Raw genomic sequence first — 13,939 nt, 5'->3', positions numbered from 1 at the left:
AAAGGCAGTGCTCATATATAGGCCTAACACCACTCCGGAAGATAAAAACCCCTTTAACATCATTCACTCCTTTGCTTAATACGATTAAAATTCCAGAATAGAAATTAAAGAATATCTTCAACGTTCAGTTCAAGAGACTTGATTTTGCTACAGTTTAAAAAAATACAATTCAACGCCCTCAGTTTGAGCGAGTTTTGTTCCCAAGCAGCTTTTAGAAGCAACTATTATTTTTCATGATTGCGAAACAACAGAAAATAGTAGTGGTGTTCATGCATTATTCAGAATTGATCACTATCCTCAAAAAACTGAAGAAAAAAATATGGCTCTATCATTACAATCCTGGAAAACTGCCTAATGCAAAAGCAGATGCTTTTTTAGGCTTTGTTAAAAAGGGACAGTCATTTTTATTTTTGAAAAAAATAATGGCCCTGGCGTCTCCCCGTGAATTGCCATAGTTAGGTCTATATATGGAGAAATCTTACAAAGCCAGTGATTTCTAAAAATGAGCCCTTGAAATAATCTGGTGGCCCACTTGAAGGCCAAATAGTATAATTATAAGAGAGCATCAAACTATAGACCAATTATCATGAGCGCGGATATTGATGAAGCAACGAAGCACTTGAATAACATGGTTAAATTATTAAAAGAGTTTAAGAGGGAAGTCAAAGCTCAAAAATTCAAGACAGAATGGGATTTCGAAAATTCCAGTACCATTTTTGCAGAATTCAATAGCGAACTGAATGAACTAAAAAAATTAAAACATCATAATCTTGCAAGAGGAATTGTGGAAGATTTAGGTCAGTTCATCCAAAAAAATGATATCAATTTGAAACTGATAATTACAAATAAGGATACGACACAAAATATAGTTGAACTTGAAATGGCTAGTAACCTCAAGAAAAAAGAGTTTTATAAAAAGGGCATCGTGATAGCCACAGACACACCCGTAGTCAATCAGGAATTAATGAAATATGTTAGTGAAGTCACGGTTAATTGTCACTGGTCCAGGAAAAATAGAACATCCTACAACAGCACGAGGGAGCTAGTTGATAATGTTGCCAACGAACTGAGGCATGAGAAGCAATATCCGCGACTCAAGCGGTTTACCATTTTAGGCTGCGACACAGCGGATATAAAAACCCCCGAGGTTGAAACCAAATCATCTTCTGCAATGTTATATGTATACCAATGTGAAAAAAATAACGCTGCTACCCCAGATAGGGAAAAAATACTAAGCTTCCCTTGTTTTGTACTTACAATGTCACAAGGGCAATATCAGCTCCATTATTATAATGAGCAATACAAAGAAGAAACCTTTGGAGAAATGATTAAGATTAATAAGCAAAGAAAACTCAAAAATAACTATATGGTGCTAGCGGTTTGCAATAAAAATGACATCCCCTACATACCAGATAGTATCTTAAAGAACATTTATGATAAAACAAATTCCGCGAAAATAAATGGTGTAAATAACCCCTACTTACATAGAGGCGCTACCGTAGGCAATGTACAATCAAGAGAAGAATGGAGAAATCGGAAAAAAAATGTTCCCGCACTCTCGTGTGGTTTATTTAAATTTGATAATAAAAAAATTCACAACTCTAATTTAGCTGAAAGGGCGGCTTTAATTATCAATAGTAGCCGGAGTAACGTTGAAGTTAAAGGCTATTTAATACCAATTACCCCGGATGAAAACCACGGATTTATGAAACCAATGACAATCCACGAGGACACACCTTGTAAAGCAGTTATAATTGGCCTTGGGCAGTAAAAGTAGTTTAGATTAATTGCATGATACCAACATTCGATTTCTACCCTAATCGCATGACAGCGCGTTTGTCTTTCGCCGCCTTGCTTGCACCACCCTTTATTTATACTGGATCACCTAGGGAAGTCAATCACTAAGCAAACTCAGATTTGCCTGAAAATTCTGATTTACGATGCCCTCGACGGTCTTTCACATGCCAGAGTGGCAGCATCATAAAAAATGGAATCAAGCAGCAAATAAACAATGTGAGGAAGAAATTATCCTAGCCGTAATTTTTGATAATTGCACCCAAAGGAGCCCCAGCCAGAACAGCTCCTAAACAATAAGCAAAAAATCCGGCAAAGCCTGTTGCAGTCACCGCTGCTTTTTTATTTTTAACTGGGGGCTCATAATCTGACCCTAGGTTCAAGTCCTAGTGGGCCCCACCAATAAAAGCATATCTAAGGAAGCTTCTTGGTATCAAACTTTAATATTGAGATTCATCGTATATTATTCTTTTTTAATATATAATAAGTGTTCACAATATCGTGCTTTAAATAACACTTTTCAATGCTTTTAAAGCCGGCTTTTTTGAACATTTCTTCTGCCAACTCTTCTCCCCATGCCGCTCCCAGGCCAGCGCCATTTTGGGCAAGTGATACTGTCATACAATGCATACAAGAAATTGTGTATATTAATGGTCCTAAAATATGATCAATATTATTTTCAACAAAAGTGGAGGTTTTAATATCCTGAGCTAAAAAAACACCGTTTGCTTTTAAAGCATGATAAACATTCTTTAATACAACCTCAGGATGGGCCTGATCATGAATGACATCAAAAGCCGTGATGAAATCAAATTTTTCTTCATCTTGCCATTGAGCAAGATCCTGACGTTGAAAAAAGACATTGCTTATCTCTTTTGATTCAGCCTCCATCTGGGCCTTTTCGATGGTTTCTGGACAGATATCGTAGCCATAAAAAGTACTATTTACAAACTTTTCTGCCATCATATTTATTGCTTTACCGTAACCACATCCGATATCCAATACAGTTATACCGGATTCTAACCGCTCTATCAAACCATCAACTAAAGGCAGTATACTGTCTAAAAGAGATGAAACGACAGTCTGACCGCTTTCTTCAGACATCACTTCGTGAAAGCGATTATACGCTTCGTATGGAACCCCCCCGCCTTCTTTAAAGGCCTGAACAATTTCATTTTCAACATAAGCCAATACCGGGATAAATTGAGCAATCACTGCCATATTATTTGGTGAAGATTGACGTGTTAAAAAAGCAGCGTGTTCCAAAGGTAGTTTGTAAGTTGCCCTATCTTTGTCATAAATAATAATATGACTTGTCACCAACGCATTTAACCATTCTCTAACATATCGCTCATTAAGTGATGCAGCCTTGGCTATTTCAGCTGAAGTACTAGGTGGCATGTCTTGCATAATGTCAAAAATACCGGTTCGATGCCCCAACGAAATCATCAGGGTTGATGCGGCACTGTTAAAAGTACTCAGTAAATTATCGGCAAATGCTTCAGCCTTTTCTTGATCATAAGGTTGATTTTCCATAACAAGACTCCCAGGTTTGTTCCTATAATTATTGTTAAATTATAGAACAAACTGACCTTAAATACCCCTGTAACCACAGACTATACTGTGAGTTTGTAAAGGCGTAATGGTTGGAAAAAATAGATAACACAAAACCGGCATATTTAAGTTTCTTGTGAAGGTGCCTACCCAATACACTTAGCACGCCTAGCCGTATTAGCGAAGCGTAATACGGGTTTTTCTCTCTGATTTTGGTACGTAACTATGTTTTACTAGTTAGTTGCATTTTTCTTTATAAAGAATAAGAGTCATCCTTTTCTGGAGGATTATCTTCTTCCCTCAATTTTCTTATCAATTCTTTTGTATCTTTAAAGTACGAGGTCGCTTTGTTTTTGTTTTTTTCAATTTCTAACGTTAATCGCATGCCATCCTTTAAGTAACTAATGATTTCTTGATTACTTTTTGAAGATCTATCTGGCTGGAGTGCGTCATTTTCATACTCTAACATTTCGATTTGCTTTTCTATTTTTTCCCATCTTTTTCTCTCGTCTTCTGTAAGTGTTTTACCTTCTACCTTTATTCCATCTAATAAGGCCATTAATCGTGCAATCTCCAGTTTATTTTCTTCATATTTTGCTTGTTTATCCTTACTGCTTGAAGGAGTGCCAGGCATGAATAAAATTTTTTGATGTTCTCTCATTGTGGATTCTTTATCTAGTTCTTTTAAAACATCATCAAAGCGTTTTACTTCTCTGCTAAAAGCGTCTTCTATCTCACTAATAGCTTGAGTTAGCCTTCCTTTTTTGGTTAAACATGATAAGACTTTTACAGATCGTTCAAGCTCTTGGACTTTCCGGCGGCTATATTCACTGGATCCCTCTTTCTTTTCCTTATTCTTAACAGAGCTTAAATTTTTTTCGACACCTTTGAGATCGCTCTTTAAATCATATGTATCCCTGTCTATAGTGGTACCTAGAACAACATAATATTTTTCGTGAATTGCTTTAACGCCTTTGAGCTCCTGAACATACTTAGAAATAGCTGCTTGCTTTTGTTTTAATTTCTCTAAACCTCTTTGAAGCGTTTTGGGCTTTGTTAAATCTGTGATTTGTTCTTCCAACTTGGTTTTCAATATAAGCGTTTCATTGTATATATTTTTTTTATCATTATAGTGAGCTACCTTCCCAACCCCCTTGGATAATATATCTTTTAGATAATCCCACCCGATGTCGGGGTTTTCTGAACGAGTTTTAATTTCATCTATGAGCCCCATTAATACTGCATTTGCCTTATCTGGGTTACCTTGGCCAAGTTTAGCAAGAATTTGTTTATCCTCTTCTTTTGTACTTGTTGGCAGCTTTTCTAATGTATCCAAAACTTTTTCCAAAGAAAATTTTGAAATTCCCCCTCCTTCGTGTCCAAAAAGGCTTAATAAGAATTTCATCTCTTCGAATGAGAAAGCAAGCCTCTCTACATCCTTAGTTGCTTCATCCAGTAGAGATTTCTCTAGTTTCAGTTGCTCCACCAGAGTTTCATGCCCCATTGCTTCTTTTAATTTTTCCTCAAGATTACCTAGCGGTTGACGTTTATGATCCTCAATAATTTTAAAAACTTTTTCTATCTTTTTTAATTCAGTTTGGGCCCTATCTAAATTAACCAATATATCCCCGCTTACATGATTATCAAGATCCTTATGTGCCCTAAGAAATTTAGTATAGAGTTCATTTTGATGATTAGAAGAATTTTTTTTTGACTTGGACCACATGATAATATTCCAATTTCTAATTTCTAATTTCTAGTTTAAATTATAGACTAATCAAACAAAATCAGACCGTATTCGGATGTGGTATATGGATCTGATAGTTTTTATTTTGAAATTCCAATCTACTATTAGATTCGAACTAAAAGTGCCCGTTTTTGAAGGAGTTATAGTATGGAAAACATAATCATTGAAAGGATACTATATGGTCTATCTGGTATTCAATTACTTTATGAATTGAAAAGGCACAGCTACGAAGGAATCTCCCCTTAGAAGAAGGATTAGCAAGCGTAGGTCGGGCGCTTCGCCCGACATTTCCTTTTCTTCTTGCACACTCAAAACTGTTATACACCTCAGAAATACCTTTGAGTGTAGCCTATGGCCGAAATATTTTGTTACTTATGCCTCAATAAGGGCACATTGAGAGCCCTTCAAGTCCTCTTATTCGGCTCCCAATCTACCTAGTTAAGCTAAAGACCGAAGGTTCCATGCTTTTGATCAGTGTTATCAGTTTCAGCACACGATGTCTCCGTGCTATTGCCTTCTCTCAAACTTGGAGTGCTGGTAAAAAAAGCTGGGGAAAAGTTTGAGTTTCTTGTTGTCCCCGCAATGGCTCTTTCTGAAAGGGCTTCTTGCTCTTCTTTAGATGCCTGTTCTATCTGTTGCTGTTGCTCTGGATCTTGAACCAATTGCACTGCTTCCAAAAATTTAAAAAGACAAAGCTTCAATTTGCTCCGATAACCCTTGCAATGCGTAGGATATTCATCGATGGGAGTTTGAGTTAACGGGCATTTATCCAGTAATTTATCATGATGAAAAATACCATCTGCATCATAAACTTGGCCTGTTTCTGTTAAGTAATAGGGTTCTAGAAATAATTCCTGTGTGACAGGACAGAAAAGATTATCTCGTAGACCACACTTCTCTAACCATTCAGCAAATTGGTCTTTTAATTGTATTACTTCCTGGAGATGGTCTCCACTCTTAAAAGGTTTGGGTTGGCGAAAATGTTGAGTCAGCTCTTCTGGCGTTATATTGGGTAGATTATATTCTTTCAAAAAAGCTAGAGCGCTATTAGATTCATTTTCTTCTGCTCTGGGACCTTTTAAGTCCGCTAAAATAGTATTTAATATCAGTTCAACATTATTTAGGGCTTCAAGTGGGTTACCATAAACGACTTCTCTTCCAGAGCCAACTTTCACATATACCTGATAAATGTCGCAATAACCAGAATATTCAGGTGCCGTAGAGGCCTGTTTTGCTGTAGGAATGAGAATGTTCGTTTTTTCTAGTCCTATGGTGGTAAATATTTGCTTAAGAAGTTCCTCGCACTTTTCTTTTATGTTTTCTCTCATGATCCGTTGATAGCTATCAGGTCTTGAGTAATTGACAAGGTCATCTCCACCCACTTCTTTCCAATTCTCACCCACAAAAGCAAATCGAGCATGATTGATTTTTCCTGCTTGCTTATAGGTGACGCTAATCATTCCAAATTGTCTACTTTCTCGAATAAGCCAATATCCATCCGGTTTATTGCGCAACATGTTTTCAAATGAAAGCAGAATATTTTCAGCATCAGGTGTAATTTGTCTTTTAAAAATAAGAATTGGCCCTTTATCTTCCAGTTTAAAGATTTTTTTTGCCTTTTTCTTAGAAATTTCCCAACCTAAAGAAGCATCGTTATCGTGCTCTCTAGACTTTAATTTTTTGGCCGCAATTGCATCAAGTTCAGCATCTGAAAATGAAGAATCTACTCCAGTCCCTGATTCATTGTTTTGTGCCATTTGTTGTCTTAAGGCTTCACGGATTTCTTCTGGACTTTGCATTTAATATCTCCTAAAGTTTTATGAAATAAACTTTATGATAAGAAATTAATATTAAATGAATTTTAGATTGTGTATGGGTAGATATACCCAATTTGAATAAACCCAATAATCTTTCGAGGCATTGATTCATTCTGTCCTTTTGCAAGCTAAATAAAACCAAATACTTACGAGAAATTCTGGATGGAACATTCTTTAAATGCGATAATTATTTATACTTTTAGAACGGTGCTTCTACACTAATTGCAACAAGTAGGTTAGGTAGACATACCCAATTTTTTGTAGGTTACGTGGTTAATGAGAATAACTGGTTATACCAAGATTTTTCTTTATGTTTTTTGAGGTATTTTTAGGGAGGTATATCCGGCAGCTTAGGCTGCCGGTTTTTTAGATTGCGACTGAATCAGCCAATATTTAAACCTGGGGTTTTATCAGTTGTTAACTGTTCTTCAAGTTGCGATTCGAGGCGAATAAAGTCAATTGTTCTTACTTCACATAATTTCTCTAAGGCATCTATATCCTCTTTAATTATAAAGGCAAGCGTGAGCGGCGGAAGCATCGCATAGGCTCTCCCAAATGTTCCTTTAAGTATTGCCAACTCAAGCGCCAACTCAGACGAAGGCCCGAACCAATTTTGAGTGTTATCAGCTTTCCAAAATTGTTTGAATGATTGTGGTTTGGAGGTAAAATTTGGCACAGGATAAAAGGGTTCAGGAGAGCAGTACTCATGAACAACATGCATCGGCAAGAGCTTTTGTGTACCACCAACCCCCTCTACCCAATGCTTTTGCAGAGCAGCCAGATCTTGATAACAAAACCACGAGGCTGCTCGGCTTATTTTTGTGTGATGTCGCAATTCTTTAATAATGGTATTTGCAAAATCAAAATGCTGTTCCGTGATTGTATTTCCATTGAGCCTGTAAGTGACTCCCTTTATGTTGACTTGGTCATATCGAGAGTGTAATTTGGCTAATATCGGCCTACGATCTTCATTTTCAGGTATGCAAGCCAGCATGGCATCCCACATGTGTTTATCCAGGGCCCAAAGCGCGTACTCAAAAGCACTAATGTTATCAAAGGTTCGTCCGGAACAATCCGTCACTTTCCCTCTTTTAAAGATTAAATCTATATTATTTCTTAGCATCGATTGAACCAAATCATGCTCACCGCGTACAACATGGTGTAATAATTTACGAACATCAACTTCCTCTTCTTTAAAAAAAGACCAATGACCCTGTGAAACCATAGCAAAATTTAACAAATCAGGGTTAGATAAAGTCTGTGCTATTTTAAGTTGCAGCTCAGAAGGTAAATTATCAAACTCAAATTTATCTTTATCTTCATTTAATATTTGCTCAATATCTGAATTAGTTTTCATAATAATACCCTTAAATAAACTTATAAATTGGTAGTTTATTTTACGAATGCATTATTAAATGAACTATAAACGACGCGTGGGTAGATCTACCCAATTTAAATTAAATTTGAGATTATAACTTCTGCTTATTATAACTGCTTGTTGATTTTGCTTTTACCTAATAGGTTTTCAAATCTTCCTGGAAAGGCTCCAGAGTCAATAGTTACTTCGCGTGGTTAGGTGATATGATTCGAGTCTTCTATATAAAAATACCCCTTGTCCATTAATGTAGATACAATTTCATCTTTGGAGCTACAATTTAATTTAGTTCTAATATTCTCAAAATGTCTTTCAACTGTTTTTTTCGCAATGAATAATTTGTCTGCTGTCTCTCTATGATTTAAGCCTTTCATGTATTCTGCAATAATCTGCTGCTCTCTTTTCGTTAAATTCAATGTCCTGATGTCTTGTTTAATTTTTATTATTTTATCCTTGACGTTTATTGTCTCTAATGTCTCCTTATCCCAGTCAAAATGATATACCGCTTCCTTAATATCGGTAGTCAAAAGCCCACTGGGAGAAGCCCTGTCCATAGTACTTAATAAACGCAGCATACGTTTATTAAAATACTGACTGAATTCCTGAAATAATTTAAGGTCTCTTAAATAACGTTGATTAATATTGATATTATTGATATCTGTTCCATAAACAAAAATCTTAATTAAAATCCCTTCCTTAGTTACTTCCTTGTTAACTATCGTCAGAAGATTGCCAATTACAAATTTTCTAGCAACTTCTTGTAAAATCTCAGGACCATTTGAAGCACGCAGATAAGACAAGTAGGTCCCACTTTGAGGATATTGCTTTATCGACCATAACGGGGCAGAAAGAAAGAGATCATTTTTTTGCATTTGAGAAGCTGCATATTCGTAATATTTGAGATTATTGATTAAACCAATGAAATCTCCACTTTCGTGGATTTCCATGTACCTGAAAAAATTCACTCCATACTTCAATAACAATGGTTCACACAAATCATTGATAAGATGAGATTGCCTCATAAAATTTTCTAAAACATTTTCATCCATGGTTTAGTGCCTATGTTACTTACTAGCCCTTATGATTAAGTATAGCCAAAGATGCAGAGCTATATTCCGACTTAATGAAGCAAAACCATCAGACTGGCAAGATCCTCAGTATTTATCGATTTATTCAAAAAGCCATTTCTTAACATTCGGTAGGTCATGATGAATTTAGTATGCGGTGGATTTTTAGGGAGAGAAGGCTAAGAAAATGTTGGAGCATGAGCTCGACCTAAGCTTGCTTTTGGGGGTAATTCAAAATTTTTGTGTTGGGTCGAATACGACCCAACCTGTACTACGCAAACTCTGATTTGCCTGTAAATTCTGGTTTACGAGATCTTCGATGGGATTTCACATTCCAGAGTGGCAGCATCAAGAGTAATGGAATCAAGCAGCAAATGAACAAGGTCAGAAAGAAATTATCCCAGCCGTAGTTTTTGATAATTGCACCCAATGGAGCACCAGCCAAAACAGCACCCAAACAATAGGCAAAAAATCCGGCAAAACCAGTTGCAGTCGCCGCAGCTTTTTTATGTGATAACTCCGCACAGGCCATACCAATCATCATTTGGGGTCCGAAGATAAAAAAACCAAAGAAAAAAAGAAACAAGGAATCGAGGAATGGTGTATATCCCCTGGTCAACCCAAAAAGCAACAAAGTGGCAAATACGCCTGCAGTAAAGAGAACATTGATTGGGTTGCGTTTGCCCTTAAATACTTTATCCGAGAGCCAGCCGGCCGCCAGACTTCCAAAAAAGCCGCCAACCTCAAACCATATGACGCAACTACCTGCTGTAATTAGGGAATAATCCTTCACTTCGGTTAAGTACAGCATGCTCCAATCATTAATGGCTGTTCGGACAATATAAACAAACACATAAGAAATCGACAGTATCCAAATATAGGGGTTGCTTAGCACATAATTCCAAAGAATTTCTTTGACTGAGAGTTCTGTTTTTTCTGGGTGGTGACTTGATATACCGGAAAAATCCTGTCGATGTTGCTCAATCGCAGGTAAACCAAGCGACTGCGGAGTATCTCTTAAACGATTGATTAAAAAAAATCCTCCTAGAATGCAGATGACGCCAGGTACATACATAGCGGAACGCCAGCCGTAATATTGCGCGCACATAGCAACAATCAAGGGAATTAATGCGCCCCCAACGTTATGTGATGTATTCCAAATACTCCACCAGCGGCCACGTTCGGATTGAGAATACCAGTGGGTTAATAGTTTGGTACACCCTGGCCATCCCCACCCTTGAAACCAACCATTCAAGCCCCAAAAAATTGCAAATAACCACCAGGTGGAGGACAAGCCAAACAAAATATTGACCACACCTGTCAAAATGAGTCCAATCGCCATTAAATAACGAGGATTTGATTTATCGCCAAGGATCCCGCTCAAAAATTTGCTGATGCCATAACTCAAGCTCAAAATGCTCGCAATCAGACCCAGTTCAGTTTTGCTCATCCCCAAGGCGCTTTGTAATGCAGGCATCGCGAAAGTAAAACTTTTTCGCGTAAAATAAAACAAAACATAACCTATATACATTGCATAAAAGGTGCGAATACGCCAATAACGATATTGCCGTTCAACAACAGTTTTATCCTGTATTTCATGTAGATAAGGTGCCGGTTTTAGAAAATTCAAAAATGCCATGATTTTCCATATCATGAAAAAAATACGATTAGAATGTAACTCGCAAAGGATGTCAAATCTTTCTAGTTAAAAAAATTGCAGATTATATCAATTGAAAATAATTTAAAAATATAAATGGAATTCTTATGAAATTATAAATAAGCTTCATCATTTTGCATTAGAAGGAATTTATCGCAATGATAGAAATAATAAATCTATTAGCTCAAGATCAGATCGTTATCACGAATCATAAGCATTCTAAAATCTTAAAGGTTTTAGAAAGAAAATTTCGTACTCAAAAAGATTGGATTGTTGCTTCGTTCAACCAATATCAATTTACTGATAAGGAATCGAAAATAGTTCAACAAGCCATTCTCAATGGCGATTTGCGAATAACAGATATCCTTATCCGCCCTTTTTCCCATTTTTTTTGGAGTTTCCTAACTTTTAAGTGGGGAGAAATACTTTCGGGTGGGAAAAGATTATCGAAGCAAGAGGTCTTACAAATTTCTACCTACTCAAGCAATGGCCAGGAATTTACAAGAACCCCAGATCAAAATAGAAATAGGTTACTTAAAGGAGTGCCATTAGTCACTGGCAAAGTCGTTACCTCCATGGCTCTGTGTATGGTTTTTTGCCTGGGATTATTAAGTACTTTAGGAGCTCCCTTTGGGGCTAGCCTCGCTTTTTCAATAGTTCTTTCCTTTTGTAACGGAATAGTGTGTTTATTAAGTCGGGGGAAAGCAATGCTGGATAGTGCTGGCTTTCAACCCAGTAAACAAAAAACATTCCAGACCCTTGAAGAAAATGAAAAAGAAAAAACGATAGTCGATAGAGGACAGAAATTATTTTTTGGCATCGTGACCTTGTTGGCATGTATTTCTGCGGGCATTTCTGGATATGCTGGTCTCGTAGGCCTTCTCACTTTTTTGGGGGCAGGTCTGCTCATCTCTAACCCTCTGGTTTTGGCAGTTACGATTGGGTTATCTGTGATTGCAGCGATTTCTTTTTATTCGTTTCAAGCTGTAGGCATACGTGAAAATTATGCAAAATTTAAAAATCTTTTTATTGAAGATTATAAAAAACCCTATGGTCTTTTGCGATGTGTCTTATTAGGAGCCGTAAGTACAATCTTTTTAGCTGTTTATGCGACGCTAACTTGGTTTACTACTGTATCAGGGGTTAATAAGCTTTTTAATGCTTTAGGGGTGACTCCTGATACTCTTTTAGCACATTTTATTGCTATGATATGTACTTCGACAACGATGGTTGTTAATACTTTTTCACAAGTATATAAAGTCTTTAACCCGAAAACCTATGTCGATCTGAAAGAAAAATTTGAATCAATATATCAACCACCGGAAGAAAACCAAACAAAAGCACAAAAAATAAAGCATGGAGCCCTCAATATGCTCAAATTATTTGCTTTGATAGGTGATTCTCTTGCATATTCTGTTGCCGGTGGAATCCGAAGCGGAATTCATATTGGCGAAACGCTGGGAGAAGCAATAGGGGCACAACTTGCATTAACCATTACCATGGCAATATTGTCTCCCATCGTTTTAGTATTCGTATCGATAGCGTTTACTTGGCCTACCGTTTTTCAAAGAAAAAAATCCACTCAATCTTCACTGATGGAGAAGCCATTGATAGAAAAAATGAATCAAAGCCATACTCCAGATACACTTCAAAATACTCTATTACCCAAATCAGAAAAATCTCCCAAACCTGATAACTCTAAAATGAGGCAAGGTGGGCTAAGATTTTTTGATACGAGCTCGAGTGACGAGGATATTCTTAAGCCCAATTGTAGCCCTACTTTAGATGAAGGAACAGTGTTGAGTTCCTGCTGGCCATAAATGATGTATTGGAGGCGGGCAAAGCATTGCTCTGGCATTGGATTGCATGGTCATTAAAGTATGAGTGCGGAGTGTCCTTGCAATCACTTTTAAGTTGTTGGGTCCCAAATGACCTGAGGAGCGTCACTTTTTTACAAGAGCCTCCAATAAATTTTTTCGCCTAGGTACCGCGTTTTAGTGCGGTATCCAGGGGTCTTGCTTTAGAGAAACTCAGCAGTATCTTAAAAGATCGTTCTGGATACCGAGCATAAAGCATAGTATGTAGAGAAATTTTAACAGAAAAAATATTATCCGATTTTTCCTTCGCAAAATTGCAGTACTCGGCGCCTTGTGCGAATTCTAACTTAGAAGGTTCTCTTTTTCTTGTTCAAGCCACTCCAAAAAAGTTTCACGCTCTGATTTAGACAAGTTAAAAAATTTATTTTTAATTGTTTCAATAGGCTGTTGTTGTTTTCTGGGAACTTTGACCCAAGCATCGTTTATATTTATTTTTCCCTGTATCACATTTTCATAGGCTAGAGGATCTTTCTTTTTTAACTTCAAAAGTTGCCCATCAATCGATCTGGAACGAGAGGGTAAATACGTAATATTGTTTTCCTGATACAGATTAGGATTCGTATTATCTTGCTCCCTAAGGTCATTATTCAAATCTTTAATAGAAATTTTATTTTCCTTTGCATATACCCTGACACTGTTATCCACCATACTAAGAACATCACCCCATTGAGCTACATGCTGCGTATTTATATCCATAGCAGACCGCAATAACCACAACATCTCATTGTTAGTAATACCCAGGCCTTCTGGTGATTTATCAAGGGCATACTCCCCAAAATTTTTATAGGGATTATTTCTTTTTTTCCAAACTTCCCGTTCAATAATCTGTGACATTACGGAGGGAAGATTTTGAAAAATCAGTTGATTAAATTCGCTTATATACTGATGAGCTTGAGCATGTAGTTCTTTATCAGAGAGGATTGGCTTCTCTTCATTTGATATTTCTTCTGATTGCATTATAAATCCACTTGTTGAACAATAAACGTTTGGTATTTTAATACTGCTAAATAGTTATCTTAAGCGAATAAGCTTATTTAACTCAATATCCCAA

At 36.8% G+C, this 13,939-nt stretch carries 10 protein-coding genes and 1 pseudogene; 3 read left to right on the top strand and 8 right to left on the bottom strand.

Annotated elements, in window-relative coordinates; genetic code table 11:
- Positions 1 to 233 precede the first annotated feature (233 nt).
- Together FOLKNPGA_RS02690 and FOLKNPGA_RS02685 are read left to right on the top strand one after the other, a co-directional pair.
- Complete coding sequence (locus FOLKNPGA_RS02690; RefSeq protein ID WP_232890501.1) at positions 234 to 455, top strand: hypothetical protein; 222 nt, start codon at positions 234 to 236, stop codon at positions 453 to 455.
- A gap of 131 nt (positions 456 to 586) precedes the next feature.
- Positions 587 to 1,771 carry a hypothetical protein gene (locus tag FOLKNPGA_RS02685; RefSeq protein WP_182351639.1) on the top strand — a complete coding sequence of 395 codons (1,185 nt, stop codon included), beginning with the start codon at positions 587 to 589 and terminating at the stop codon, positions 1,769 to 1,771.
- Positions 1,772 to 1,901: 130 nt separating this feature from the next.
- Here FOLKNPGA_RS02685 and FOLKNPGA_RS19165 read toward each other — a convergent pair.
- The 7 genes and pseudogenes from FOLKNPGA_RS19165 to uhpC all read right to left on the bottom strand — a co-directional run.
- A pseudogene (locus FOLKNPGA_RS19165) lies at positions 1,902 to 2,141 on the bottom strand (MFS transporter family glucose-6-phosphate receptor UhpC); the annotation flags it as partial.
- 106 nt (positions 2,142 to 2,247) lie between these two features.
- Positions 2,248 to 3,330, bottom strand: coding sequence for a class I SAM-dependent methyltransferase (locus tag FOLKNPGA_RS02675; RefSeq protein ID WP_182351638.1), 1,083 nt, complete (start codon positions 3,328 to 3,330; stop codon positions 2,248 to 2,250).
- A 271-nt stretch (positions 3,331 to 3,601) separates the two neighbouring features.
- Positions 3,602 to 5,074 (bottom strand): hypothetical protein, encoded by a 1,473-nt coding sequence (locus tag FOLKNPGA_RS02670; protein ID WP_182351637.1) that lies wholly within the window; start codon positions 5,072 to 5,074, stop codon positions 3,602 to 3,604.
- 464 nt (positions 5,075 to 5,538) lie between these two features.
- The gene (locus FOLKNPGA_RS02665) at positions 5,539 to 6,894 is read right to left on the bottom strand and encodes a hypothetical protein (protein ID WP_182351636.1); all 1,356 of its coding nucleotides are present in this window, start codon (positions 6,892 to 6,894) and stop codon (positions 5,539 to 5,541) included.
- Positions 6,895 to 7,294: 400 nt separating this feature from the next.
- Complete coding sequence (locus tag FOLKNPGA_RS02660) at positions 7,295 to 8,269, bottom strand: F-box protein (protein ID WP_182351635.1); 975 nt, start codon at positions 8,267 to 8,269, stop codon at positions 7,295 to 7,297.
- 215 nt (positions 8,270 to 8,484) lie between these two features.
- The gene (locus FOLKNPGA_RS02655) at positions 8,485 to 9,336 is read right to left on the bottom strand and encodes a LuxR C-terminal-related transcriptional regulator (RefSeq protein ID WP_182351634.1); all 852 of its coding nucleotides are present in this window, start codon (positions 9,334 to 9,336) and stop codon (positions 8,485 to 8,487) included.
- Between the two features lie 289 nt (positions 9,337 to 9,625).
- On the bottom strand, positions 9,626 to 10,993 hold the full coding sequence (uhpC, locus tag FOLKNPGA_RS02650) for an MFS transporter (protein ID WP_182351633.1): 1,368 nt from the start codon (positions 10,991 to 10,993) through the stop codon (positions 9,626 to 9,628).
- 176 nt (positions 10,994 to 11,169) lie between these two features.
- Here uhpC and FOLKNPGA_RS02645 point away from each other — a divergent pair, with 176 nt between their 5' ends.
- Complete coding sequence (locus tag FOLKNPGA_RS02645; protein WP_182351632.1) at positions 11,170 to 12,831, top strand: hypothetical protein; 1,662 nt, start codon at positions 11,170 to 11,172, stop codon at positions 12,829 to 12,831.
- Between the two features lie 339 nt (positions 12,832 to 13,170).
- Here FOLKNPGA_RS02645 and FOLKNPGA_RS02640 read toward each other — a convergent pair whose 3' ends face one another.
- The gene (locus FOLKNPGA_RS02640; protein ID WP_182351631.1) at positions 13,171 to 13,845 is read right to left on the bottom strand and encodes a hypothetical protein; all 675 of its coding nucleotides are present in this window, start codon (positions 13,843 to 13,845) and stop codon (positions 13,171 to 13,173) included.
- Between the last annotated feature and the right edge of the window lie 94 nt (positions 13,846 to 13,939).

The sequence above is a fragment of the Legionella sp. PC1000 genome (assembly GCF_014109805.1).
In the GTDB taxonomy this organism is placed as follows: Bacteria; Pseudomonadota; Gammaproteobacteria; order Legionellales; family Legionellaceae; genus Legionella; species Legionella resiliens.
Note: the sequence above shows the minus strand (reverse complement) of the source record. Positions and strands in the feature narration are given on the sequence as shown.